Annotated in this window: 20 protein-coding genes; 17 read left to right on the top strand and 3 right to left on the bottom strand. The window is 71.6% G+C overall.

Going from position 1 to position 25620, the window contains the following annotated elements; all coding sequences use genetic code 11:
- The first annotated feature begins 5 nt into the window (after positions 1–5).
- The 8 genes from ACZ38L_RS27195 to ACZ38L_RS27230 all read left to right on the top strand — a co-directional run bounded on the left by ACZ38L_RS27195 (position 6) and on the right by ACZ38L_RS27230 (position 7228).
- Positions 6–1538, top strand: a complete 1533-nt coding sequence (locus tag ACZ38L_RS27195) for a WXG100 family type VII secretion target (RefSeq protein WP_465698067.1) — start codon at positions 6–8, stop codon at positions 1536–1538.
- A gap of 92 nt (positions 1539–1630) precedes the next feature.
- Positions 1631–2761, top strand: a complete 1131-nt coding sequence (locus ACZ38L_RS27200; protein ID WP_465698105.1) for a S8 family serine peptidase — start codon at positions 1631–1633, stop codon at positions 2759–2761.
- On the top strand, positions 2758–3057 hold the full coding sequence (locus ACZ38L_RS27205) for a hypothetical protein (protein ID WP_465698069.1): 300 nt from the start codon (positions 2758–2760) through the stop codon (positions 3055–3057). Before ACZ38L_RS27200 ends, ACZ38L_RS27205 begins: the two co-directional genes overlap by 4 nt.
- A complete protein-coding gene (locus tag ACZ38L_RS27210; protein WP_465698071.1) occupies positions 3054–4457 on the top strand; it encodes a WXG100 family type VII secretion target in 1404 nt (467 codons plus the stop codon). Before ACZ38L_RS27205 ends, ACZ38L_RS27210 begins: the two co-directional genes overlap by 4 nt.
- Positions 4441–5151: a hypothetical protein gene (locus ACZ38L_RS27215; protein ID WP_465698073.1), complete on the top strand. Its 711-nt coding sequence runs from the start codon at positions 4441–4443 to the stop codon at positions 5149–5151. The genes ACZ38L_RS27210 and ACZ38L_RS27215 overlap by 17 nt, the downstream gene beginning before the upstream one ends.
- Before the next feature lie 11 nt (positions 5152–5162).
- Positions 5163–5912, top strand: a complete 750-nt coding sequence (locus tag ACZ38L_RS27220; RefSeq protein WP_465698075.1) for a hypothetical protein — start codon at positions 5163–5165, stop codon at positions 5910–5912.
- Between the two features lie 24 nt (positions 5913–5936).
- Positions 5937–6245: a hypothetical protein gene (locus tag ACZ38L_RS27225; protein ID WP_465698077.1), complete on the top strand. Its 309-nt coding sequence runs from the start codon at positions 5937–5939 to the stop codon at positions 6243–6245.
- Positions 6245–7228: a WXG100 family type VII secretion target gene (locus tag ACZ38L_RS27230; RefSeq protein WP_465698079.1), complete on the top strand. Its 984-nt coding sequence runs from the start codon at positions 6245–6247 to the stop codon at positions 7226–7228. The genes ACZ38L_RS27225 and ACZ38L_RS27230 overlap by 1 nt, the downstream gene beginning before the upstream one ends.
- A gap of 23 nt (positions 7229–7251) precedes the next feature.
- On the opposite strand, the gene ACZ38L_RS27235 is transcribed toward ACZ38L_RS27230, so the two are convergent.
- Together ACZ38L_RS27235 and eccCb are read right to left on the bottom strand one after the other, a co-directional pair.
- Complete coding sequence (locus ACZ38L_RS27235; RefSeq protein ID WP_465698081.1) at positions 7252–8037, bottom strand: hypothetical protein; 786 nt, start codon at positions 8035–8037, stop codon at positions 7252–7254.
- A 164-nt stretch (positions 8038–8201) separates the two neighbouring features.
- Complete coding sequence (eccCb, locus tag ACZ38L_RS27240; protein WP_465698083.1) at positions 8202–12071, bottom strand: type VII secretion protein EccCb; 3870 nt, start codon at positions 12069–12071, stop codon at positions 8202–8204.
- A gap of 154 nt (positions 12072–12225) precedes the next feature.
- Between eccCb and eccD the strand changes: the two genes are divergently transcribed.
- Complete coding sequence (eccD, locus tag ACZ38L_RS27245; RefSeq protein WP_465698085.1) at positions 12226–13662, top strand: type VII secretion integral membrane protein EccD; 1437 nt, start codon at positions 12226–12228, stop codon at positions 13660–13662.
- Between the two features lie 83 nt (positions 13663–13745).
- On the opposite strand, the gene ACZ38L_RS27250 is transcribed toward eccD, so the two are convergent.
- The gene (locus ACZ38L_RS27250) at positions 13746–15152 is read right to left on the bottom strand and encodes an APC family permease (protein WP_465698087.1); all 1407 of its coding nucleotides are present in this window, start codon (positions 15150–15152) and stop codon (positions 13746–13748) included.
- 644 nt (positions 15153–15796) lie between these two features.
- On the opposite strand from ACZ38L_RS27250, the gene rpsO reads away from it, so the two are divergent.
- From rpsO to ACZ38L_RS27290, 8 genes are all read left to right on the top strand, one after another.
- Positions 15797–16087, top strand: coding sequence for a 30S ribosomal protein S15 (gene rpsO, locus ACZ38L_RS27255; protein ID WP_396568200.1), 291 nt, complete (start codon positions 15797–15799; stop codon positions 16085–16087).
- Between the two features lie 438 nt (positions 16088–16525).
- Positions 16526–18736, top strand: a complete 2211-nt coding sequence (locus ACZ38L_RS27260; protein WP_465698089.1) for a polyribonucleotide nucleotidyltransferase — start codon at positions 16526–16528, stop codon at positions 18734–18736.
- Between the two features lie 105 nt (positions 18737–18841).
- On the top strand, positions 18842–20194 hold the full coding sequence (locus ACZ38L_RS27265; protein WP_465698091.1) for a M16 family metallopeptidase: 1353 nt from the start codon (positions 18842–18844) through the stop codon (positions 20192–20194).
- 29 nt (positions 20195–20223) lie between these two features.
- Positions 20224–20985, top strand: a complete 762-nt coding sequence (dapB, locus tag ACZ38L_RS27270) for a 4-hydroxy-tetrahydrodipicolinate reductase (protein ID WP_465698093.1) — start codon at positions 20224–20226, stop codon at positions 20983–20985.
- Positions 20986–20992: 7 nt separating this feature from the next.
- Positions 20993–21427 (top strand): hypothetical protein, encoded by a 435-nt coding sequence (locus ACZ38L_RS27275; RefSeq protein ID WP_465698095.1) that lies wholly within the window; start codon positions 20993–20995, stop codon positions 21425–21427.
- A 55-nt stretch (positions 21428–21482) separates the two neighbouring features.
- Entirely contained in the window at positions 21483–22217 is a 735-nt protein-coding gene (gene thyX, locus ACZ38L_RS27280) for an FAD-dependent thymidylate synthase (RefSeq protein ID WP_465698097.1), read from the top strand.
- 216 nt (positions 22218–22433) lie between these two features.
- The gene (gene dapA, locus ACZ38L_RS27285) at positions 22434–23333 is read left to right on the top strand and encodes a 4-hydroxy-tetrahydrodipicolinate synthase (RefSeq protein WP_465698099.1); all 900 of its coding nucleotides are present in this window, start codon (positions 22434–22436) and stop codon (positions 23331–23333) included.
- A 203-nt stretch (positions 23334–23536) separates the two neighbouring features.
- Positions 23537–25222, top strand: a complete 1686-nt coding sequence (locus ACZ38L_RS27290; RefSeq protein WP_465698101.1) for a ribonuclease J — start codon at positions 23537–23539, stop codon at positions 25220–25222.
- Positions 25223–25620 lie beyond the last annotated feature (398 nt).

Here is a 25620-nt window from a genome sequence, read left to right on the forward strand (position 1 = left end):
CGAAAATGCCCGACGGTGCCTGGGACAGCAGGGCCATCAACGCCAGTGCCGACGACCGCGCAGCGGCGAAGGCCCAGAAACACCGCGCGAAACTCCTCCGCGAAGCCCGAGCGAAGCCGGCGAACGGGGCCCCGAAACCGGACAGCTGCTTCACCAACCTCCGCCTCGACCAACTCAAGGCCCTGATCGAGAACGCCGACCCCGGCCAGGTGGAAACCATCGCCGGCCACTGGGACAACGTCCACGACGCCTTGATCGGCCCCGGCGGCATCAGCGATCAGCTCAACTCCGCCGTCTCCCGGACCCTGACCACCTGGACCGGCCCCGCCGCCGACGCCTTCGCGACAGAAGCAGCCTCGATCGCCACCCAACTCACCAACGGCGCGGGCTACATCGCCAACACGAGCAAGGCCCTGAAAGGCGCAGCCGACTCCCTCCGCCAGGCGCAGGGTGCAATCGCCGCGATCCGCACACCGAGCGAGGCCGCGAACGTGATGCACGCGATGACGACGAGGTACGACGACCGCCAGTTGACGAAGGACCTGGCCAACCCGGAAATCGACACGGCAACGGCCCTGGAACTGAACCGGGGCACGCTGTCACTGGGGAGGCAGCAGGAGTTGAGGGCGGCGGTGGTGTTGGAGGGGTTGGCGAGTAGTTATAAGGGGTGGCAGGGGGTGCTGGGATCGCTGTCATATGTGGACAACAGCGCTACGACGATCCCTCCAGCCCCTGCATTTTTCTCACCTCCTGAAGTAGCATTCCCTTCGCGTGGTGTGGGGAATTATATTTCCCGTTTTGGGGGCAGGCGGGCCGTGTCGGGAGAGCCACGGGGATCGGCTGGCGAGAGAAATCCGTTGCAACCCAGCAGGAGCGACCATGGATTTTATGGGTCAATGCTAGTTTCGTCTGCCAGCAAAGGTAATGGCGCGGGGCTCAGTGGTGACCTTGGATTGGGGTTGGGAACTGTCCCAGAAAAAAGCAGCTCAGTTGCTATTCCTGGCGGAGGACCTGCTTCTCTCCTTGGGGCTGCCAGTCCTGGAATCTCAGAGGATAGCAGTGCTGCGAGGGAATCGGATGGCTACCTCACCGACAGCTCCGAGGGTATCTATGGCCCGAGTGAAGTTTCGGAAGATAAGTTCATCGAAAGCGGTCTGGATAGAGCTGAAGAAGCTACGGTCAACGGCTGGCCAGAAGAATCTTCCGGAGTCATCTTTCGAGGCGAAGAAGGCATGAGGGGTGATCCTCGTTTCGCAATTGTGAAAGGTCGTTCGGTGGGCCTCCCCGGTATTGGCAGGGCAACAAGTGCACCTGTGGATCACGACCCTATGATCCGTGATTCCGCCGCTGATCCTGGTCTACAAGGCGGCCAGAGCGAGGGGTATGGGATTGAGGGCAATGGAATAGTGGGTGGCATGCCTGGTGGAGGGCGGTGCAAGAATCGAAGAGTGAGTGGGGAGAATTGTCCGAGCTACTTAGTTGAGGATCGGGAGACATGGCTGCCGAAGCGGGAAATTATTCCCCCGGTTATCAAGTAGTTTGTGAGGTTTGGCGCTGCTCTAAATTGTCGCGGATCCGCCTCAAGGGGTGTTTCTGGTGGCGGGCTGCGGGTGTTTCTTGTGCGCCATTGATGGTGGCCTCGGTGTGCCTGGCGTCTAATTCGGCGGTTGCGGAAGACTACTATCGCAGCAAGCAGTGGGCCCTCTCTGCTTTTAATGTGGACGCAGTTTGGAAAGTCTCAACTGGTACGGGAGTCGCCGTCGGAGTGCTCGATAGTGGAGTGGATAGTGGCCATCCTGACTTGGTTGGGCAGACCTTATCGGGTATTAGCATGATTCGAGGAGGGGATCTTGCAAATGCCGCAGACAACTTTGGCCATGGCACCCGTATCTCGGGGCTAATTGCCGCCAAGGGTCATGGTCCTGATGGCAGTCAAGGGGTCAAAGGATTGGCCCCGGGTGCCAAGATTCTCCCGGTAAAGCTGAGCGATGGTGGCTCGACTTACGGCTCCGGAAATCCCCTTGCCCGTGGCATCCGCTACGCAGTGGATCATGGTGCCAAGGTCATCAACATCTCAGCCCTGCTCAACGTCCTCGGCCAGCCCGAGCGGGACGCCCTGCAGTATGCCCACGACAAGGACGTCATCGTCGTTGTCGGCATCGGCCAGACCGCCACCGAGAACGACATCGGCCTCCCCACCTTCCCCGGCGTAGTCTCCGTTGGCGGGGTCGACCAGAACGGCGAGCTTTGGCGTGAGTCCAACTCCAGCCGTTACCTCACCCTCCTCGCGCCCGCCGTGGGGATCGTCTCCACCGCGCCCCACGGGGCGTACAGCCAAGCCGATGGCACCTCCGATGCGACCGCCTACGTCTCCGCGGCCGCCGCGCTCGTGCGGGCCAGGTTTCCCCATCTCACGGCCGGTCAGGTCGTGAACCGTCTGATCAGGAGCGCGGGCCTGCCCCCCTCCGTTCAGGGCGCGCATCTCGCGCTCCCCGATCCGCGGCTGGGGTACGGGTTCGTCCGCCCGTACTCCGCGCTGACCATGGACATCGATCCCGGGCCGGCGGCCGGCCCGCTTCCGCAGCCCGCCGCCACCCCCGCCCCCACCGCGAGTCCGGGAAGGCCCGGCACCGCATTCACCGCCGGCGCGACGACCCTCGCGCTGGGCGGCTTGCTCGGCGCGGCGTACGTGGTGATCCGGCGGCGCAGGGAAGTCCGCCGATCTTCCCGATCCTCCCGATCTTCCGAGGAGCCATCGTGAGCACCGACTTCAGCGTCGACCTCGCCGAGCTGGACAAGCTCGTCGCAGGCCTCAGATCCAGCGCCGACGACCTGGCGACCGCGCTGGGCGGCCTCGGCCCCGCCGATGGCCATCGCACGGGCACCGAGTCGATCGACCAGGCCTGCGAGCACTTCAGGGGCAGGTGGCAGCACGGCCTCGGCCGGCTCCGGGACTGTGTGCAGGCGCTCGACGGTGGCCTGGCCGCGGTCAGGCGGAACTACCAGCAGACCGAAACCGAGGTGGCCGCCTCGATCGGCAAGGAGACGAGCCCTTGAGCACCGCGTCCTCGAACACCGCGTCCTCGAACACCGCGTCCTCGAACACCGCGGCGACGCCCTGGCCCGGCCTCGGGTTCGATCCGGCACCGGGGGATCCCGCGAGTGTGCAGGCCCTGGCCGCCGGCCTGGGCAAGGTGGCCGATCACCTGGTCTCGGTGCACGACACCCTCGCCACCATCGGTAGGAACGACGGCGAGTGGACCGGCTCGGCCGCCGAGGCCTTCGCCGCCAAGCTCGGCGAGCTGCCCGGCTACCTCCAGCAGGCCGGCGACTCGGTGCGCAAGGCGCGCGACGCCCTCAGCGCCTGGTGGACGGAGCTCAACGACAACCACGCCAAGGCGGCCGACCTGGAGCGCCAGGCGGCCAGCGCCCGGGCCGAGTTGGCCGACGCCCGAGCGTCCCACCAGCGGGCCGCCGCCGACCCCGACCTAAGGCTCGTGGATCGTGCCCGCACCTACCCCGGTCCCGACGCGCTCGCCGCCGCGCAACGCCGCTACGACCGGGCGGTCGCCGTGCTGAGCGACGCGCAGACCCGGCTCGACACGGCGACGACCTCGCTCGACGCCCTCCTCGCCGCCGCCGACCGCCTCCAGGACGAGCACCAGCGCGTCGCCGACGCCCGAGCGGACCTGATCCGCGAGGCCGCCGACAGCAAGGCGCCGCCAGAGCCGGACTGGCTCGACCAGGCCTGGGGGTGGGTGGAGTCGCACTCGGACTGGCTCAGTGTGGCGGCCGGGATCAGCGGGGCGATCGCGGTCTTCTGTCCGGCGTTCGCGGTGCTGACCGTCGGACTCAGCCTGCTGGCGCTGGGAGTGCACACCACCCAGTACGCCACCACCGGCCGGCTGTGGCCGCCGGGACGGCATATCGGCGACTATCTGACGCTCGGCGGTGACCTGTTGGGGGCGATCCCGGGGATCGGCCCGGCGGCCAAGGGGTTCACGGCGGCTCGGGCGGCTCGGGCGGCAACCGTGGCGGAGGAGGGTACGGTCGCCGGTCTCCGGTCCGGAGTGACCGTCGGAGTCCGGGAGTTCGCCGGCTGGACCAAGGCCGACGATCCGACCAACCCGCTCGTCACCAGGCTGCCGGAGGCGTTGGCGAGCCGGCTCGGCGCGTCGCCGGACGCAGTGCAGCTGACCGGTGACGTGGCGCAGGCGGGGACCGGTGTCGCGTTCGCCGCGCCGACCGCCTGGGCGGCCTACGCGGAGGACGAGGAGGGCGGCGACCCGACCGCCACCGACGCCTCGGTCTACGCCACCGGTGGCGGCAACGTCGTCACCGGCGTGCCGATGTCGGCGGAGCGGAACAGGGTCGCCGCGATCGCCGGCGCCGGCGCGGCGATCGGCAGCACCGTGGGCCTCGGCAAGTGGTACGCGAGCCATGCGCACCAGCACTGAGCAACTCCCGCACCCGCCATCGGCGTTCTGGTTCACGCTGCCCGCCGGCTTCCTGGAGATCCCGCTGACCGGGGCCCTCGAGAACCGCCTGCCGACCTTCGCGGACGCCCTCGCGCCGCTCTTCCCGCACGCCACCCCCCAGCAGAAGCTGAGCCTGCTGCGGAGCAGCGAGGCCGCTGCCCGGCGACTGCTCGCCGCGGGAACGGCCTACCTGGCCGGCTGTCTGTTCCGGACGGACGGCGGTGGGCTCACCACCGCCCTGCTCGCGGTCCAGCTCGTCGGGGCGCGCTGCCGCGACCGGCGGCGGTTCGCCCGGAGCACCGCGCGGCAGTGGGCCGGCGAGGAGGGGGCCGAGCTGGAGGCGGGCGTGCTGGAGGTGCCGTACGGGCCGGTCGCGCTGCTCGCCTCCCGTCGTGAGGTCCTGGTGCCGGCAGCGGTGTTCGGGGTCGGGCATCCCCAGGTCGAGCAGGTCTACCAGCTGCGGGCCGGCCTGCCGCTGCTCACGCACGACCGGGCCGCGATCCTGACCCTGACCACCCGGGACGCGGACAGCTGGAGCGACTACCTCGGGGTGTTCTCGCACGTCCTGGCCAGTGTGTCGGCGACGGAACCACGGGACGGGGAGCCGTCATCCGTGACTACGGCGACCGGAGCGGTGACGGTACGCGATGATGTGCGTAGCGTATTCGGATGAGGGGACCGGCGTTGAGTACTGAACCGGAGTTGAGTACCGCAGCGGCGCGACCCGCCCCGGCCGGGCCGCGCCGGCGGAAGTTACTCGCCCTGCGCCGGGCACTGATGATCATCGTGCTGGTGCCGATCGGCGCGACCGGCCTGACCTTCCTGATGCCGTATCTGGGGATCGTCCCGCGGGTGGTGCTCTGGATCGCCTTCGCGGGCCTGGTGTTCCTGCTGCAGCGGGACGCCCTGCCGGCCAACCGGATCGGCGGCACGGTGATGGTGATGACCGGCTGCCTGATCGGTGCCGCGACGGGCAGCCACGCGGCGGACCTGGCACTGCTGGCGCTGCACGGCCGCCAGGTCCAGGTGGTGACCGTGCAGGACGCGGTTTTCCACAAGAACTACCGTGACCCGCAGGACAGTTACTACACCTGCAGGGTCACGCACCTGGACGGGAGCCCGGTGCCGGGCGGCCCGACCACCAACTGCCGTGACCGTCACGCGGGGGAGACCCTCACGGTCCTGGAGGACCCGGAGGGGCGGGTGGGCCCCGCGGAGCCCGGCGCACTGGCCGCGATCGTCCCCGACAGCAGCCTGCTGGTTCTCTTCTCGCTGATCAGCGTGGTCTCCGCGCTGATCGCGGTGTCCAGCGACGCGGGGCGGCGCCGGCGCTACCCGGTGGTGCTCCCGGCCCCGGCGGTGGTTCCGGCCCCGACCCCGGCCCCGGTTCCCACGAAGGATCCCGACGAACGCGCCGCCCCGAACGAGGCGTGAGCGCACCGCACAGAAGGCCGAGGAATGGTCAGATACGCCGTCCACCTCCAGGCGTTGGAGGAGTTCGCCGCGATCGTCGAAGCCGAGCACGAGCGGCTGAGCGCCGCCGGGGCCGCCCTGGCGGACGTCCGGCTCCCACCCGACGCCTTCGGCCGGCTGCCGGACTCCGCCGTGCTGCACGACACGTGCGCGCGGCACGACCGGGCCGGGCAGCGCGACCGCCAGGCCCTGCTGGAGGCCCTCGCCCGCACGGCCCGGGGGCTCCGCGACAACGCCCGGGCCTACCGCCAGGCCGAGGACGACGCGGCCGCCGGTCTCAGCGGCGACGGGTAGTGGGACGCCCGACGGACGACGCCTACCGGTGGGCCCGGGACGGCGACCCGCAGCCCCTCCCCGCGCTGCCCGACCCGCCGGAGCCGGCCCCAGCCCCGCCGGACCACGGGCTCGACCGGCTGGTCCGGACCGCACTGCGGGCCACCGGCCTGCCGGCCCTGCTGGAGTCGGTGACCGGACGGTCCGCCGAGGTCCGGGCGGCGGCCGAGGAGTGGCACCGGCAGGCCGTCACCCTGGCGGAGGTCGCCGGGGCGCTGCGCACCGGCGCGCTCACCGTCGCCGCCCAGTGGGAGGGGATGGCCTCGGACGCCTTCGGCGGGTACCTGGGCGAAGTCGTCGCGGCGATCGACGCGACGGCCGAGGACGCGGCGCGGACCGCCGGGATCCTGGCGCAGGCCGCGCGGGAGTGCCGGCAGGCCGAGGAGGTGGCGGTCGGGCTGGTCCGGGAGGCGGTCGAGTGGCTGATCGCCGAACTCGCGGCGATGGCGCTGGTCGACGTCGCCAGCGCGGGCCTGGCCGTGCTGCTGGAGCCGGTGCTGTCGGCGGCCCAGATCGCCGGCTGGGTGGCCCGGGTGGAGCGGGTCTCGGTCCAACTGGGCCTGACGCTGCGGCGTCTGGAGCGCGCGGCCCGGGAGCTGCGGCGGGCCGAGCGGGTCGCCGACCGGCTCCGGAAGGGCAACGAGGCACGCCGGGTGGCGGCGGAGATCCGCCGGGCCGGCCGGGTCGGGCGGTTGCTGCGCGCCGACGTGCCGAAGCGCGACTGGCTGGCCAACCGCCTGGTCGCGAAGGGGGTCGAGAGCGCGGTCGCGGTCCCGCTGCGGGCGGTCACCGGGCCGGCCGCCGAGCCCGCGGGTCCGGGCTGGCGGTCCGCGGTGGACCTGCTGGCGCGGTCGTACCGGCGCGCCGCCGACCCCGCCGATCCCGCCGATCCCGTCCGGGCGCGGCCGTACACCGTGCCGCGCCCGGAGAGCCCGTTCGGCTGACCGGACCCCGGAGCGACCGCCCGTCAGCTCGGCGCGTACATCTGGTCGCGCAGCTGCGCGGTGGCGTCGGCGAGCCTGCCCAGTTCGGCGGCCGAGGGCCCGCCGGGGGTCTGGCTGATCAGCGTGACCGTGCCGATGGTGCTCCGGTTCGACCAGGTGCACCAGCCCTCGGTGCCCATGGCGCCGTTGACCTCCATGCCCGTGCACTCGATCGCGACGTCACCGGAGTTGTTGCCCTTCGCGGGGAACTGCAGCATCGGTCCGAGCTGCTGCGCGCCGACCACCCTGATGTTGGCGATCGCCAGCTTCATCCGCGCGGCCGGGTCCTTGATGTCCCCGTAGGCGGAGAAGACCTGGTAGCCGGGTGCCGAGCCCATCCGCCCGTCCGGGCTGTAGGTGAGGCTGTCCAGCCGGGTCAGCCCGAGGTCCTGCTTGTTGTGCCCGGTCTGGTTGGTCTCCGCGTCCGTTCCGGGCCGGTCGTCGCTGGTGAGCGGCACCAGCTTCAGCGGCAGGCCGTTGAGCGTGACGGCCGGCGGCTCGACCAGCTTGTGCATGGACACGGTGGGCTGGGCCTGCCTGCTGATGGCGGGCCAGGCGAGCGCCGTGATCAGGCCCTCGACCACCACGATGATCGGGATGGAGATCCTGACCACCCGCCAGTTGACCGGCCCGAACAGCCTGCGCCCGGCCGGCGGCGCCGGAGCGGGCTGCCGTGGTGCCGGTGGTGCCTGCTGCGCCCAGGCCTGCGGCTGCTGCTGTTGCGCGTACGGCTGCCCACCGGGCCCCAGGTGCTGCTGGTAGTTGCTCATGTCAGTCGAGTCCTCACGCTGCGGGCCGCTGCGGACGGCAGTCGGCGGCAGATAGGTGGTGCTGGGTGGTGCCGGCGGTCGGCGGGGGCGTGCCGGCCGACAGACAACCATGACCCCTGGTCACCTCGACCACTGACCCGACCCCCTCACCATCTGGAACATCCTCACCGGATTGCGTGCCACCCAGTCTGGACCACGCGCGGCGCGCCCCTTCGCCCGACGAAGACTCCGCGCCCCGGCGGCAGTGCCCGCGGCCTGACGCCGCCGAGCAGCGGGCCCTCGGCGGCGTCCCCGGAGAGCAGTACGCCCTGCGCGCCCAACTCCCGCATCCGCGTGGTCACCGGCTCGAACGAGGCGCGCCCGGCGCCGGCCGAGTTCCGCGCGACGATCACCCGCAGCCCGAGGTCGCGGGCGAACGGGAGGTACTCCAGCAGCGGTTGCAGCGGGTTGCCACCGGCGACCGCCACCAGGTCGTAGTCGTCGACGACGACGAAGGCGTCCGGCTGGTGGTACCAGCTGCGCTCCTCCAGCTGCTCGGGGGTGACGTCCGGTCCGGGCAGCCGGCGGCCCATCGAACCGGCCAGCGAGGTCAACACCTCCCGCAGCTGCGGCTGCGCGGTGCAGTACTGGTGCAGGTGGCGTTCCGGCAACCGCCCGAGGTGCGCCCGCCGGTAGTCGGCGACCACCAGCAGCGCCCGCTCCGGCGGGTAGCGCTCGGCGATCTGGTGCGTCAGCAGCCGCAGCAGCGCGCTCTTGCCCGACTCCGCGCCGCCGTAGACCAGGAACAGCGGGTCGGTCTCGAAGTCGACGAAGACCGGCGCCAGCGCGTCCTCGTCGATGCCGAAGGCGACCCCGGAGCGCGGCTGCTCGCCGCCCCCGGGCAGTTGGTCGGCGTCCAGCAGCTCGGGCAGCAGCCGCACCCGGGGCGCCGGCGCGCCCGGCCAGGCGTCGCGCACCGCCGTCACCAGGGCCGCGGTGCCGTCCGCGAGGTCCTCGACGGCGGCCGAGCCGTCCAGTCGGGGCAGTCCGGCCAGCCAGTGCAGCCGGTCGGGGGTCAGGCCACGGCCCGGCCGGCCGATCGGGACGGTTCCGGCCCGCCGGCGGTCGACCTCGGAGTCCATCGGGTCGCTCAGCCGCAGCTCGACCCGGCCGAGCAGCTGGTCGCGCAGGCCCGGCCGCAGCTCGCCGGGACGGGCCGCGGTGATCACCAGGTGCACGCCGAAGTTGAGGCCGCGGGCGGCGATGTCCTGGACCACCGGGTCGAGCGGCTCGTTCTCGCCGCGGAAGGCGGCCCAGCCGTCGATGACCAGGAAGACGTCACCCCAGGGCTGCTCCGGGAACCGGCCGGCCGCCCGGTGCCGGCGATAGGTCTCCACCGAGTCGATCCGCTCGGCCCGGAAGAGCTCCTCCCGGGCGTTCAGCACGCCGTGCACCTCGGCGACGGTCCGGCGGACCCGCTCCGGATCGAGCCGGGTGGCGACCTGGCCGACGTGCGGGAGGTCGTCGAGCGCGAGCAGGCCGCCGCCACCGAAGTCCAGGCAGTAGAACTGGGTCTCGGCCGGCGTGTGGGTGAGCCCGAACGAGGCGATGACGGTTCGCAGCAGGGTGGACTTGCCCGAGCGCGGTCCGCCGACGACCAGCGCGTGGCCGGCCGCGCCGGAGAAGTCCAGCGACCACACGTCACGGCGCTGCTGGGCGGGCCGGTCCACCAGGCCGACCGGCACGGTGAGCCGGCCGAGCGCGGGGTGCCCGGGGGCGGTGAGCCCGCGCTCGGGAGTGGCGCCGAGCGGCGGCAGCAGCCCGTCGAGGGACGGGGACCGCTCCAGCGGCGGCAGCCAGACCCGGTGCGCCGGCGGGCCCTGGCCCGCGAGGCGCCGCACCACCGCCTCCAGTACGGTCTCGCCGCCCACCCCCACCACGGGCGGCTCGACCGCCGGCAGCGGCACCGGCGCGGCGGTGAACAGCGCCGGACGCCGCCCGCCGCCGGCCGGAGAGCCCGAACCGCCCGGTCGGTGGGGCCCGGAGACGTATCCGGCGGTGAACCGGACCAGCCCGTCGGTGCCGGTCCTGAGGTAGCCGACGCCCGGGACCGGCGGCAGGTGGTAGGCGTCCGGCACGCCGATCGCCGTGCGCGACTCGGCCGCCGAGAAGGTCCGCAGCCCGATCCGGTAGGAGAGGTAGGCCTCCAGGCCGTGCAGCCGGCTCTCCTCCAGGCGCTGCGAGGCGAGCAGCAGGTGCACCCCCAACGAGCGCCCGATCCGGCCGATCTGGATGAAGACGTCGATGAACTCCGGCCTGGCGGTGAGCAGTTCACTGAACTCGTCGATCACCAGGAGCAGCGTGGGCAGCGCCGCGAGCGCCGCGCCGGTCGTCCGGGCCCGTTCGTAGTCGGTGAGGTTGGCGAAGTTGCCCGCCGCGCGCAGGAGTTCCTGGCGGCGGGTCAACTCGCCGGAGACGGCCTCGGCCATCCGCTCGACCAGCGCGAGGTCTTCGGCCAGGTTGGTGATCAGCGCTGCCACGTGGGGGAGTTCGGCCAGCTCGGCGAAGGTGGCACCACCCTTGAAGTCGGCCAGGACGAAGTTCAGCCTCTCCGGGGAGTGGGTGGCCGCGAGTCCGAGCACCAGGGTGCGCAACAGCTCGGACTTGCCGGAGCCGGTCGCGCCGACGCACAGGCCGTGCGGTCCCATCCCCTCCTGCGCGGCCTCCTTGAGGTCGAGCAGCACCGGCTCGCCGCCCTCGCCGACGCCGATCGGCACCCGCAGCCGCTCCTGCGCGGCGCGCGGTCGCTCCAGCAGATCGGTGAAGTCGAGCCCGGAGAGCGGCGGTTCGTCGCCACCGGTGCCAGCGGGCCGGAGCGGTGCGAGCAGCCGGGCCAGCGCCTCGGCCTGGACGCCGCTGATCCGGTCCGGCCCGCCGCGGTACGTCGTGCCGTCCGGGAGCTCCACGGAGAGACGCTCGGGCACGGCCGTGAGCCGCAGGTCACCGCGCGCCCTGCCGCGGAGCAGCTCGATGACGGTCACGCCCTGCAGGCCCTCGCCGCCGACCAGCGGTGAGTCACCGGGCACCCGGCCGCCGTCCAGCAGCACCACCAGGTGCGGCCGGTCGAGGACCGGCGGACCGCCCGGGTCGAACCGCGGTCGGCCGGTCAACCGGTCCGCCAGCAGGGGCTCCAGCTCGTCCAGGCCGCCCCGGATCAGCCGGCCGCTGCCCGCACCGTCGGCCGAGCCGACGTCCTGTGCGTGCGGCAGCCACTTGGTCCACTCCCACGCCGCCGCCGAACCAGGCCCGCAGGCCACCGCCAGCACCAGGTCCTCGGGCGAGTGCAGGGTGGCCAGCTGGGCGAGCAGGGACCGGGTCACCCCGTGGACCGTCTCCGGGTCGCCGGCCAGTGCGAGGTGGCGGAAGCCGCGCAGCGCGACGGTCATCGGCATCGCGTCGAGCGTGCCGTGGGTGGCGACCAGCCGCTGGACGGCCTGCGCGGTCAGTGGCTCCAGCCGGTCCAGCGGGGCGGTCGGCGGCAGCGTGATCGGCGTGGCGAGCCGCTGGGTGCCGGTGCCGATCCGGATCTGGCCGAAGTCCGGGTCCCCCGGCCGGCGTTCCCAGACCCGCCGACCGTCGGCGGCCAGCGCCCACAGCTGCCCGGGATCGGGGTGGGTGAAGAGCGCGGCGGTCCGCTGCAGCCGGGCGGTCCGGCGCAGCCCGCGGCGGGCCTGGCCCAGATGGCGCAGGTGGTCGCGTCGGCCACGCGTCAGGTCACCGGAGTCGCCGCGGCGGGCGTGGACGAGCTGGGCCAGCGCCATCGCCACGGTCGAGGCGGCCATCAGGCCACCCATCACCTTCATGAATCCGGTGGCCCCGGGCAGGAAGAGGAACGCGGCGGAGGAGCCCATGCCGAGCAGCGGCAGCAGCTCGGTCCACCCGCCCCCACCGTCCCGCTCCGGGGGGAGTTCGGGCGGCGTCACCAGAACGACCGGCTCACCCGGCACCTCCGGGGGTGACAGCCTGGGCAGCCGCTTGACGGTGACCACGCTCAACTCGGCACCAATCCTCGACGGTTGACGGCGGCCCGGCGCCTCCCGGCCCGGGCCGCGACGATCGTAGTGGGGCCGGGACACCCGGTCGGCGCGCCTAAGGTACGGGGCGACCCCCTGGGGAGGGGCCGGAGAGAGACCAGAGAGAGGTGTCCGCTTGGTGCAGCCCACCGCCGCCGGCTTCTGCCGGCTCACCGTCACGGGGGCCGAGCGGCGGGTCGATCTGGCCCTTCCGGAGGACGTCCCGTTGGCCGACCTGTACCCGGAGGTGTGGCGGCTCTGCGGCGAGCCGGCCGCCGAGGGCGAGCCGGTCGGCCGCCGACTCGTCCGGCGGGACGGCTCGGCGCTCGACCCCTCGCGCAGCCTGGCCGCCCAGCGGGTGCTGGACGGCGAGTTGCTGCTGCTGCGCCCGTTCGGCCACCCGCCGCCCGCACCGATCTACGACGACGTCACGGAGGCCGTCGCCGCGGCCGTCCGGTGCGACCCGCGGCACTGGCACGACGGCCGGCTGCTCTTCTTCGGCCTGGCCTCCGGGGTATTGCTGCTGACGCTGGCCGCGCTGCTGCTCTGGTCCGCCGACCCGGTTCGCCATCTGACCCGCGGCCTGCCCGGGACCACCGCGGCGGTGCTGGCCGTCCTGCTGGTCGCCCTCGCCGGGGCCAGGGCCCGGGTGTACGACGACCGGCCCTCGGCGGTCGCGCTCGGCCTCGGTGCCCTGCCGCACGCGCTGGTCGCGGGCACCGCGCTGCTCCCGCCCGATGCCGGGGCGGGACCGGGCCGGTCGCAGCTGCTCGCCGGGTGCACCGCGCTGCTGGTCACCTCGGTGCTGCTGGTCGTGCTGCTGCCGCTGGGCGACGCACCCTTCGTGGCGGCCGCGCTGCTGGCGGCCACCGGTGTGGTGGCCGCCTTCGCGACGATCCTGACCGGCGCCGCACCGAGCGCGGCGGCCGCGGTGGCGGGCGTCGCGGCGGTGGGCCTGATCGGGTTCCTGCCCGGCCTCGCGGCGCGGTTCGCCCGGCTGCCGATCGCCTTCCGCGACCCGCTGGACGGCGGCGACGGCGGCAGGGGCAGCGCCGACGATGGTGGCCCTGATCGGCCCGGTGGCCCCGACCAGCCGGACGCCGAGCGGATCGCGGCGCTGGCGCGGCGCGGGCACGAGCTGCTGCTCGGCCTGGTCGGCGGGTGCGCGGCCGTCCTCGTGGTGGCCGCCGGGGTGCTGGGCGGCACCGACTCCGCGTTCGCCCGGCTGCTCGCGCCGGCCCTGGGCCTGGCCGCGCTGCTGCGGGCCCGGCTGTTCCGGCTCACCGGGCAGGTGGTCGCGCTGCTGGTGGCCGGCCTCGGCACGTTCTGCCTGCTCACGCTCGGCCTGGCGACGTACCCGCCGGCCGGTGCCCGGGCGCTCGGTCCGGCGCTCGCCCTCACCCTGCTCGCGGCGGTCCTGCTGACGATCGGCGTGCTCGTCCCGGGGGGCGGCCTGACCCCGCGCTGGGGCCGGCTGCTGGAGCTGGTGGACGCCGCGGTGCTGCTCTCCCTGGTGCCGCTCTGCCTCGGCGTGCTCGACCTCTACGCACGGGCCCGCGCGATGGGCGGCTGAGGCCCCCGGCCCGACAGCCGGACGGCCCGGGCACCGTGGGGGAGGTGCCCGGGCCGTCCGGGGCGGGTGGGGTCAAGTGGCGGTCAGATCCGCTCGTCCTCCGGAAGGGTGATCACCCAGTGGCTCTCCGCGCGCGGGCGCAGGAAGAAGACCCAGTAGAGGCTGGCCGCTGCGGTGATCCCGCCGGTCCAGATCAGCGCGGTGGTGTCCAGCTGGGTCAGCACGTAGCAGAGGACCAGGATCAGCAGCGCCGGCAGTACCGGCCAGAGCGGCTGGCGCCAGGCCGGGACGTCCTTGTGCTGCGCCCGGCGGGAGAACAGCGCGGCGACGGCGACCAGCAGGTAGAGCGCGGCGACCGCGACACCGGTGATGTTGGTGAGCAGGGTGCCGGGAACGAAGCAGAGCGCCGCGCCGGGCACGCCGACCGCGAGGGTGGAGACCCAGGGGGCGTTGAACTTGTTCAGGGTGCCGAAGGCCTTGTTGACCGGCGCCGGCCAGGCCTTGTCGCGGCCGGAGGCGAAGAGCACCCGGGAGTTCTGGATCACCATGACGATGCCGGCGTTGATGATCGCCAGCGCGATGCAGAGGCTGATGAAGGTGCCGAGTGCGGAGTCGCTCCAGCCGGCCACCATGCCGGAGATGTCGCCGCCGGTCAGGGTGGCCAGGTCGGGCGCGCCCAGGGTGATCGCGATGACCGGGACCATGATCACCACGGCGGACAGGCCGAGCGTCCACAGCACGGTCCGGGCGACGTTGCGGCGCGGGTTCTCCAGCTCCTCGGAGAGGTAGATCGCGGTGCTGAAGCCCTGGGTGACGAAGAGCGCGGTGCCCATCGCGGCGAAGATGGCGCCCAGGCCGACCGGGCTGGTCACCCCGTGGGTGTCGGCCAGCACCCCGTGGAACAGGCTGCCGACGCCGCGCTGGCTGTGCGCGAAGCCGAGCACCGAGACCACGCCGGCCGCGATCACCTCCAGCACCAGGAAGATGCCGGTGATCCAGGCGTTGGCGCGCAGGTCGAGCAGGCCGGCCACGGTGGCGGCGAGCATCACGCCGGCGCCGGCCACCGCCGGGCTGAGGTGCACGATCGGCGCGAGGTAGGCGGCCGTGCCGATGGCGATCACCGACGGGACGATCATCACGACGATCAGCGACTGGATGAAGACCAGCCAGCCGGCGAACCGCCCGGCCAGCGTGCCGACCATCGCGTACTCGCCGCCGGCGCTGGGGATCAGGGTGCCCAGCTCGGAGTAGCAGAAGGCCACCGCGACGCAGAGGACCGCGCCGATCCCGATGGTCAGCGCGGTGGCCGTGCCCAGCGCGTTGAAGAGCGAGGGCACCAGGACGAAGAGCGAGGAGGCCGGGGTGACGCAGGAGAGCGTCAGCAGCGTGCCGCCGACCACACCGAGGGAACGCTTGAGCGTCCGCGGGGCTTCGGTGGTACGGACCGTCACCGGCGTGGTGGCGGAGGGCGGACGAAGCGTGTCGGTCATGGCGGGGGTCCGATCGGCTCAGCGCGAGGGGCGCGGTCCTGTGCGGTGCTGGGCGGGGAGCGGTATCGCCTCCGGCGGGGGGTGTTCGGCCTCTGTGGTGCAGCTCGCTCCCGGCCGGCCCATGGTGCGGGGGGCGTATTGATCGCGTCAATGGCGGAATTGCTTCGGAATCCGTTGCGTCGAACCGCATGACTATCCAAAGCGAAGATCACCTAAGCCCGTCGCGCTCGATGTCCGACTTGTTACCTTTGGCCAACGAGGCTTGGATCAAAGGTGAACTGCATGTTGCGCCCATGAATCAAAGGTCAGCTGCCACACTGGCCACGGCTGGCCCAGGCATGTCAGAGCGCCCCAATCGCCTCCGCGGCCTGCGACGATAACCGCAGCCGACGGCCCGGAAAAAGTTCCCGAAAATCCCGACAGGCGGACGGTCGACGCCCGTCGCGCCCCCGCCCACCGGTCACCCTCGGTCGCCGGGCGGGGGCCACCCCGGGTTTCGGGTACAGAGGGGACAACCGGTCGGGCCGGACGGTGCGGAACGGCCGGTCGGGCGGCTGCTGGTACCCTTGGCCTTCGATCCGAGTTCAAGCAGACTCTGTGCCGTAGACCAGAGTCACTCGGTAGGAATCCCAGAAGGAGACGCAGTGGCCCTCGACGCCGCCGTCAAGAAGCAGATCATCGCCGAGTACGGGACCAAGGAGGGCGACACCGGCTCCCCCGAGGTCCAGGTGGCCATGCTCTCCCGCCGCATCTCGGACCTGACCGAGCACCTCAAGTTCCACAAGCACGACCACCACAGCCGTCGTGGCCTGCTGATCCTGGTCGGCCAGCGCCGCCGGCTGCTGCAGTACCTGGCCAAGAAGGACATCGAGCGCTTCCGTACGCTCGTCGACCGTCTCGGCATCCGCCGCGGTGCCGCCGGCGGCGCCCGCTAAGACCGCTGCCTGGGGCGGCTCCCCACCGGGGAGCCGCCCCTCGCGCGTACCGCGCGCCGGACACCGCGCGCGAGCAAATCGCGGTCGCCTCCCGGGGCAGCCGAGGATTGCACCGTAGGGTTGTGGGCATGCCGGGAAATGGCGCCGGTTCATGGCGCCCCACCCGAGCAGTGGCACAAACCCCCAGCGGGCCGCAGGCTTCAAACGGAAGCCGCCCGCGTCCGAGAGAGCGTCCAATCGCCGAGGCGTGCAGCAGCCCGCCGATCAGGCCAGGCAGCCGAGAGGCGCCGGTCCTCGGTAGTGGCCGCCGGGAGTACCGCAGACCGCGCGGTAGCGCCCGGGGGCTTCGATCGAAGACCGGCCCGGCAGGTCAGGGCCCCGCAGGCAGGCAGCGCGGGGGCGCTCTCCCGGAGACGTACGAAAGAGGAGATCTTCCAGGTGGAAGAGAACGTGTTCTACGCCGAGGCCGTGATCGACAACGGCTCCTTCGGCACCCGTACCATCCGCTTCGAGACCGGCCGGCTGGCCCGCCAGGCCGCCGGTTCGGCCGTGGCCTACCTGGACGACGACACCATGGTGCTGTCGGCCACCAGCGCGTCCAAGGCGCCGAAGGAGCACTTCGACTTCTTCCCGCTGACCGTGGACGTCGAGGAGCGGATGTACGCCGCGGGCCGGATCCCCGGTTCGTTCTTCCGTCGTGAGGGCCGCCCCTCCGAGGACGCCATCCTGACCTGCCGCCTGATCGACCGCCCGCTGCGCCCGTCCTTCGTCAAGGGCCTGCGCAACGAGGTCCAGGTCGTCGCCACCGTCATGGCGCTCAACCCCGACCACCTGTACGACGTGGTCGCGATCAACGCCGCCTCCGCCTCCACCCAGCTGGCCGGCCTGCCGTTCTCCGGCCCGATCGGCGGCGTCCGCGTCGCGCTGATCCGCGGCCAGTGGGTGGCCTTCCCGACCCACAGCGAGCTGGAGGAGGCCGTCTTCGACATGGTCGTCGCCGGCCGGGTGCTGGCCGACGGCGACGTCGCGATCATGATGGTCGAGGCCGAGGCCACCGACAAGACCATCAAGCTGGTCGCCGGTGGCGCCGAGGCCCCCTCCGAGGAGGTCGTGGCCGGCGGTCTGGACGCCGCCAAGCCGTTCATCAAGGTGCTCTGCGAGGCGCAGGCCCGGCTGGCCGCCCAGGCCGCCAAGCCCACCGCCGAGTTCCCGGTCTTCCTGGACTACCAGGACGACGTGCTCGCCGCGCTGACCGCCGCCGTGAAGGACGAGCTGGCCCAGGCGCTCACCATCGCGGGCAAGCAGGAGCGCAACAACGAGCTGGACCGCGTCAAGGCGCTGGCCGGCGAGAAGCTGCTCCCCGAGTTCGAGGGTCGCGAGAAGGAGATCAGCGCCGCCTACAACGCGCTGACCAAGAAGATCGTCCGCGAGCGGGTCATCAAGGACAAGGTCCGCATCGACGGCCGCGGCGTCACCGACATCCGCACCCTGGCCGCCGAGGTCGAGGCGATCCCGCGGGTGCACGGCTCGGCGCTGTTCGAGCGTGGCGAGACCCAGATCCTGGGCGTCACCACCCTGAACATGCTCCGCATGGAGCAGCAGCTGGACACCCTCTCCCCGGAGACCCGGCGCCGCTACATGCACAACTACAACTTCCCGCCGTACTCGGTCGGCGAGACCGGTCGGGTGGGCTCCCCGAAGCGCCGCGAGATCGGTCACGGCGCGCTGGCCGAGCGGGCGCTCATCCCGGTGCTGCCGACCCGCGAGGAGTTCCCCTACGCGATCCGCCAGGTCTCCGAGGCGCTCGGCTCCAACGGGTCCACCTCGATGGGTTCGGTCTGCGCCTCCACCATGTCGCTGCTGAACGCCGGTGTGCCGCTGAAGGCCGCCGTCGCCGGTATCGCCATGGGCCTGATCTCGCAGGAGATCGACGGTGAGACCCACTACGTCGCGCTGACCGACATCCTGGGCGCCGAGGACGCGTACGGCGACATGGACTTCAAGGTCGCCGGTACCCGCAACTTCATCACCGCCCTGCAGCTTGACACCAAGCTGAACGGCATCCCGGCCTCCGTCCTGGCCGCCGCCCTCAAGCAGGCCAAGGACGCCCGCCTGCACATCCTCGACGTGATGAACGAGGCCATCGACGCGCCCGACGAGATGTCGCCGAACGCGCCGCGCATCATCACCATCAAGATCCCGGTGGACAAGATCGGTGAGGTCATCGGCCCCAAGGGCAAGATGATCAACCAGATCCAGGAGGACACCGGCGCGGACATCACCATCGAGGACGACGGCACCATCTACATCGGTGCGGTCGACGGCCCCTCGGCGGAGGCTGCCCGTACGACGATCAACCAGATCGCCAACCCGACCATGCCGGAGGTCGGCGAGCGCTACCTGGGCACCGTGGTGAAGACCACGACGTTCGGCGCGTTCGTCTCGCTCATGCCGGGCAAGGACGGCCTGCTGCACATCTCGCAGATCCGCAAGCTGGCCGGTGGCAAGCGCGTGGAGAACGTCGAGGACGTGCTCGGCGTCGGCGCCAAGGTCCAGGTCGAGATCGCCGAGATCGACCCGCGTGGCAAGCTCTCGCTGATCCCGGTCATCGAGGACGCCGAGGGCGGCGAGGCCGCCGCGGCCGAGTGACGCTCGTCCGCTGATCCCGCGGCCCGTACGCCCCTCGCGGCGTACGGGCCGCACCCTGTTGTCACCGCATCACCCCGGAGCCGTGCTCCGGTGAAAGGACGTTCCGTGTCCCAGGCCTCGGCGGCGAAGCAGCGCCCCGGCAGCACCCGGACCCTGCTCAAGGGCGTGGACGGCGCCGGAACGGTGCGCCGCACCGTCCTGCCCGGCGGCCTGCGGGTCGTCACCGAGACCCTGCCGACGGTCCGCTCGGCGACCTTCGGCATCTGGGTCGGGGTCGGCTCGCGCGACGAGACCCCGGTCCTGGGTGGCGCCACCCACTACCTGGAGCACCTGCTCTTCAAGGGCACCGCGCGGCGTAGCGCGCTGGAGATCTCGGCCGCGCTGGACGCGGTCGGCGGCGAGATGAACGCCTTCACCGCCAAGGAGAACACCTGCTACTACGCGCGGGTGCTGGACGCCGACCTGCCGCTGGCCATCGACGTGGTCTGCGACATGCTCACCGGCTCGCTGATCCGCACCGAGGACGTGGAGGCCGAGCGCGGCGTCATCCTCGAGGAGATGGCGATGGCCGAGGACGACCCGGGCGACGTGGTGCACGACCTGTTCGCCAAGGTGATCTACGGTTCGGCCCCGCTCGGCCGGCCGATCCTGGGTACCCAGGAGACCGTCAACGGCCTGACCAGGGACCAGATCGCCGGCTTCTTCAAGCGCCGCTACCGGCCCGAGCAACTGGTCGTCGCGGCCGCCGGCAACCTGGACCACCGCAAGGTCGTCCAGCAGGTCGAGGCCGCCTTCGCCGAGGTGCTCGCCAAGTCGGACGCCGCCCCGGCCGAGGTCCGGCGCGGGCGGAAGCCGGTGCGCACCTCCGGCCAGGTCGAGGTGCTCAACCGGGCCACCGAGCAGGCGCACCTGGTGCTCGGGGTGCCCGGCGTGCCCCGGCACGACGAGCGCCGCTGGGCGCTGGGCGTGCTCAACGCGGCGCTCGGCGGCGGGATGAGCTCGCGGCTCTTCCAGGAGGTGCGGGAGAAGCGCGGGCTGGCCTACTCGGTCTACTCGTACTCCTCCTCCTACGCCGACACCGGCCTGTTCGGCATCTACGCCGGCTGCCAGCCCAAGCGGGTCGAGGAGGTGCTGCGGATCTGCCGCGAGGAGCTCGCCAAGGTGGTTGCCGACGGCATCACCGAGGAGGAGCTGCGCCGCGCGATCGGCCAGATCTCCGGCTCCACCGTGCTCGGCATGGAGGACACCGGCTCGCTGATGAACCGGATCGGCAAGGCCGAGCTCTGCTACGGCAGCCACCTGTCGGTCGACGACATGCTGGCGAAGATCTCCGGTGTCACCCTGGAGGACGTCCAGCAGGTGGCGCGTGATGTGCTGGGGGCGTACCGGCCCTCGCTCGCCCTGATCGGTCCGATCACCGACCGACGGGCCGCCAAGCTCGTCGACCTGCTGGCCTGAGCCGGCCCGACCCTCCGAAAGGACCCCCCATGACGCTGCGCGTCGCCGTGATCGGCGCCACCGGCCGGATCGGCTCCGAGGCCGTCCGGGCCGTCCAGGCCGCGCCCGACCTGGAGCTGGTCGCCGCCCTGGGCCGTGACTCCGGACTGGAGACGCTGGTCGAGAGCGGTGCCCAGGTCGCCGTCGAGCTGACCCACCCCGACGCGGTGATGCGGAACCTGGAGTACTGCACCGCGAACGGGATCCACACCGTGGTCGGCACCACCGGCTGGACCCCCGAGCGGCTGGAGCTGCTGACCGGCTGGCTGGCCGCCGCGCCCAGCACCAGCACCGGCCCGGTGGGCTGCCTGATCGCGCCGAACTTCTCCATCGGCGCGGTGCTCACCATGCAGTTCGCCCAGCAGGCGGCGAAGTACTTCGAGTCGGTCGAGGTGGTCGAGCTGCACCACAACCGGAAGGCCGACGCGCCCTCCGGCACCGCCACCCGCACCGCGCAGCTGATCGCCGCCGCCCGCGAGGCCGCCGGCCGCCCGCGCCAGGAGGACCCGACCAGCCACGGCCTGCCCGGCGCCCGCGGTGCCGACGTGGACGGGGTGCCGGTGCACGCGGTCCGGCTGCGCGGCCTGTTGGCGCACCAGGAGGTGCTCTTCGGGGACACCGGGGAGACCCTGACCATCCGGCACGACTCGCTGCACCACAGCTGCTTCATGCCGGGCATCCTGCTGGGCGTGCGGCGGGTGACCGAGACCCCGGGGCTGACCTTCGGCCTCGAACACTTCCTGGACCTGTGAGCCGACCATGACCTCGCGCACCGGGTTCTTCATCCTCGCCGCCGTCCTCCTGCTCGTCTCGCTGATCTGCATCGGCGAGGGGGGCCAACTGATCGCCACCGGCAAGCCGTTCGGGATCGGCATCGGAGTCTGCGCGTTCGTCATCCCGGCCATCGGGATCTGGTTCCTGTGGCAGACCGTCAAGTTCGGCCGGGTCACCGAGGCGATGTCCCGAGAGCTGGAGGCCGAGGGCGGCCTGCCGGTGGACGAGCTGCGGCGCACCGCCGGCGGCCGGATCGACCGGGACTCGGCCGACGAGGTCTTCGCCAGGCGGCAGGCCGAGGCCGAGGCCGAGCCGGCCGACTGGCGGGTCTGGTTCCGGCTGGCCGTGGCGTACGCGGACGCCGGCGACACCCCGCGGGCACGCAAGACCATGCAGCATGCGATCAAGCTTCGAGGGTGACGCCGGGCGCACGCCTTAGGCTGTCGCCGACGATGGTGAGAAAGAGGAGTAACGCGTGACCGACAGTGCGGAGACCACCCCGCTGTTCCGCAGCGATGTCACGGTGGAGCTGGTCCGCAGCGCCGCCGCCGACTCGGACGTGATCTGGGCGGCCCGGGTCTCGACCGCGGGCGAGCAGTCCCTGGAGGCGCTCCAGCAGGACCCGGAGAAGTCCAAGGGCCTGATCAACTACCTGATGCGGGACCGGCACGGCACGCCGTTCGAGCACAACTCGCTGACCTTCTTCGTCAGCGCGCCGATCTTCGTCTTCCGGGAGTTCCACCGGCACCGGGCGGGCTGGTCGTACAACGAGGAGAGCGGCCGCTACCGCGAGCTGGAGCCGGTCTTCTACGTGCCGGGCGAGGACCGCCGGCTGGTCCAGCAGGGCCGGCCCGGCAAGTACGAGTTCCACGAGGGCACGCCGGAGCAGTACAAGACGGTCACCACCGCGATGGAGCGCTCCTACCGGCAGTCGTACGAGGCCTACCAGGAGATGCTGAGCGAGGGCGTGGCCCGTGAGGTGGCCCGCGCGGTGCTGCCGGTCGGTCTGTTCTCCTCGATGTACGCCACCTGCAACGCCCGGTCGCTGATGCACTTCCTGTCGCTGCGCACCAAGGACGAGCGCGGTATCGTGCCGACCTTCCCACAGCGCGAGATCGAGATGGTGGCCGAAAAGATGGAGGCGGAGTGGGCCAAGCTCATGCCGCTCACCCATGCGGCCTTCAACACCCATGGCCGGGTCGCGCCCTGACCTGGGTGGATAGGCATATGGATGTATCGGTCCGACATGTCCGGATTGCAGCGTTTCTGGGCCGTCCCTAGGCTCGGGGCACGGATTCCGGTGCTGCTTGAACCCCCGAGCGGGCAGCACCGGAATCCTATGGTTTGTCCGGTTCATCCAGGGCGGATGTCCGAAGACTGGACCAGCCTGGCCGCCCCCTCACCGGCTACGAGTATTTTTGGATCCATGGCTCCGACCTCCACACCGCAGACCCCCTTCGGCCGGGTGCTGACCGCGATGGTGACCCCGTTCACCGCTGACGGCGGCCTCGACCTCGACGGCGCCCAGCGCCTGGCCGCCCATCTCGTCGACGCGGGCAACGACGGCCTGGTCCTCAACGGCACCACCGGCGAGTCGCCGACCACCACCGACGCCGAGAAGGCGCAGCTGGTCCGGGCCGTGGTGGCGGCGGTCGGCGACCGGGCGCACGTCATCGCGGGGGTCGGCACCAACGACACGGCGCACAGCATCGAGCTGGCCCGGCAGGCCGAGGCCGCCGGCGCGCACGGGCTGCTGGTCGTCACGCCGTACTACAGCAAGCCGCCGCAGGAGGGCCTGTACCGGCACTCGGTCGCGATCGCGGACAGCACCGGGCTGCCGGTGATGCTCTACGACATCCCCGGGCGCAGCGGAGTCGCGCTGGAGCACGAGACCCTGGTCCGGCTCGGCGAGCACCCGCGGATCGTGGCCAACAAGGACGCCAAGGGCGACCTCGGCGCCGCCGCCTGGGCGATCGCCCGCTCCGACCTGGCCTGGTACTCCGGCGACGACATCCTGAACCTGCCGCTGCTCTCGGTCGGGGCCGTCGGCATCGTCAGCGTGGTCGCCCATGTCGCCGCCGGCCGGCTGCGTGGGATGATCGAGGACTTCACCGCCGGGAACGTCGCCGCGGCCACCGCCGCCCACCAGGCGCTGCTCCCGGTCTTCAGCGGGATGTTCCGCACCCAGGGCGTCATCCTCACCAAGGCCGCGCTGAGCCTCCAGGGCCTGCCCGCCGGTCCGGTCCGGCTGCCCCTGGTGGACGCCACCGCCGAGGAGATCGCCCGCTTGAAGGAGGATCTCGCCACAGGCGGGGTACACCTGTAACAGACAGAAACGTGCGCGCCCCCGGCTCGCCGGGCCCCTGCACCGAGGGGCCTGCCGCTGGACCGGATCACGGCGCGAGGGCACAGCAGAGCCAACCGCTCGGAGACGGGCGGACGACCCAGTAGGTAGCCAACGAAGCCGCACGCCATATGTCTCCAGGGGGAGGTCCCCGGGCATATGGCGTGCTGCGTGAGGAGAGTCTTTTGAGCCACCCCCATCCCGAACTCGGCGAGCCCCCGGCCCTCGCCCCGAACGCCATCCGGATCACTCCGCTCGGCGGCCTCGGTGAGATCGGCCGCAACATGACGGTGCTGGAGCACGCCGGCCGGCTGCTCGTCATCGACTGCGGTGTCCTCTTCCCCGAGGACGAACAGCCCGGCATCGACCTGATCCTGCCGGACTTCTCGTCCATCCGGGACCGCCTGGACAAGATCGACGGCATCATCCTCACCCACGGGCACGAGGACCACATCGGGGCCGTCCCGTACCTGCTCCGGGAGAACCCGGACATCCCGCTGATCGGTTCGAAGCTCACCCTGGCCCTGATCGAGGCCAAGCTCGCCGAGCACCGGATCCGCCCGTACGTGCTGGAGGTCGAGGAGGGGCAGCGCGAGCAGATCGGCCCCTTCAACTGCGAGTTCATCGCGGTCAACCACTCCATCCCGGACGCCCTCGCGGTCGCCGTGCGCACCGCCGCCGGCATGGTGGTCGCAACCGGTGACTTCAAGATGGACCAGCTGCCGCTGGACGGCCGGCTCACCGACCTGCCGGCCTTCGCCAAGCTGGCCGAGGAGGGCATGGACCTGCTGCTGGTGGACTCCACCAACGCCGAGGTCCCCGGCTTCATCCCGCACGAGCGGGACATCTCGGCCGCGCTGCGCAACGTCTTCGCCAACGCCGAGCGCCGGATCATCGTCGCCTCCTTCGCCAGCCACGTGCACCGGATCCAGCAGGTGCTGGACGCCGCGCACGAGTACAAGCGCAAGGTCGCCTTCGTCGGCCGCTCGATGGTCCGCAACATGGGCATCGCCCGTGATCTCGGGTACCTCAAGGTGCCGGGCAACCTGATCGTGGACGTGAAGACCCTGGACGACCTCCCGGACAAGGAGATCGTGCTGATCTGCACCGGCTCGCAGGGCGAGCCGATGGCGGCGCTGTCGCGGATGGCCAACCGTGACCACCAGATCCGGATCGTCGAGGGTGACACGGTGGTGCTCGCCTCGTCGCTCATCCCGGGCAACGAGACGGCGATCTACCGGGTGATCAACGGCCTGACCCGGTGGGGCGCGAACGTCGTGCACAAGGGCAACGCCAAGGTGCACGTCTCCGGGCACGCCTCGTCGGGCGAGCTGCTCTACTTCTTCAACATCTGCCGGCCGAAGAACCTGATGCCGGTGCACGGCGAGTGGCGCCACCTGCGGGCCTGCGCCGACCTGGGCATCAAGACCGGCGTTCCGAAGGAGCACACGGTCATCGCCGAGGACGGCGTGGTGGTCGACCTGGTCGACGGCGTCGCGCGGATCGTCGGCAAGGTGCAGGCCGGGTACGTCTACGTGGACGGCAGCTCGGTCGGCGACATCACCGAGTCCTCGCTCAAGGACCGCCGGATCCTCGGCGAAGAGGGCTTCATCTCGGTCTTCGTTGTCGTCGACTCGACCAGCGGCAAGATCGTGAGCGGTCCGACCATCCAGGCCCGTGGTTCGGGTATCGAGGACAACGCCTTCGGCCCGGTGGTGCAGAAGCTGGAGGAGGCGCTGCGCAAGTCCGCCGACGTCGGCGTGCTGGAGCCGCGCCAGGTGCAGCAGCTGGTGCGCCGCACCATCGGCAAGTGGGTGGCCGACAACTACCGTCGCCGGCCGATGATCCTGCCGGTCGTGGTCGAGGTCTGACCGGTCGGGGCCTGACCCCGCTCGACCGCACGAACCGGCCCCGGGCGCTCGCCCGGGGCCGGTTTGACTTCGTCGGTGGGGGTGCGTAGTGTTCTCCGGGTTGCCCCGGCGCCTGATGGTGGTGGGAGAGCGACAAACCCCCTCCCGATTATGCGATGAGCATTCGGTTTCTGCATGTCCTTTTCGGAGGAAAGTGCGGTTCGGAAACTCTGGTAGAGTCGGGGCAGCGGAAAGCCGGAAGGCCGGAAGCGAAATTGTGGGAAGTGAGTCGGGAAAGAGCCGCGGGAAACAGTGCGGATCGGGTCTGATAAGCTGAACGCAGAACGAACGAAACGCCCGGAGGGCCTGCGAGAGCGGTCTGAAGGAAGTGTCCGTTCCTTGAGAACTCAACAGCGTGC

Source organism: Kitasatospora sp. NPDC024654 (assembly GCF_055559155.1).

Bases quoted from the DNA above. Each gene is read 5' to 3' on its own strand.
- ACZ38L_RS27195 (WP_465698067.1), top strand. From the start codon at position 6: ATGCCCGACGGTGCCTGGGACAGCAGGGCCATCAACGCCAGTGCCGAC.
- ACZ38L_RS27200 (WP_465698105.1), top strand. From the start codon at position 1,631: ATGGTGGCCTCGGTGTGCCTGGCGTCTAATTCGGCGGTTGCGGAAGAC.
- ACZ38L_RS27215 (WP_465698073.1), top strand. From the start codon at position 4,441: ATGCGCACCAGCACTGAGCAACTCCCGCACCCGCCATCGGCGTTCTGG.
- ACZ38L_RS27225 (WP_465698077.1), top strand. From the start codon at position 5,937: ATGGTCAGATACGCCGTCCACCTCCAGGCGTTGGAGGAGTTCGCCGCG.
- ACZ38L_RS27235 (WP_465698081.1), bottom strand. From the start codon at position 8,037: ATGAGCAACTACCAGCAGCACCTGGGGCCCGGTGGGCAGCCGTACGCG.
- ACZ38L_RS27250 (WP_465698087.1), bottom strand. From the start codon at position 15,152: ATGACCGACACGCTTCGTCCGCCCTCCGCCACCACGCCGGTGACGGTC.
- dapB (WP_465698093.1), top strand. From the start codon at position 20,224: ATGACGCTGCGCGTCGCCGTGATCGGCGCCACCGGCCGGATCGGCTCC.
- ACZ38L_RS27275 (WP_465698095.1), top strand. From the start codon at position 20,993: ATGACCTCGCGCACCGGGTTCTTCATCCTCGCCGCCGTCCTCCTGCTC.
- dapA (WP_465698099.1), top strand. From the start codon at position 22,434: ATGGCTCCGACCTCCACACCGCAGACCCCCTTCGGCCGGGTGCTGACC.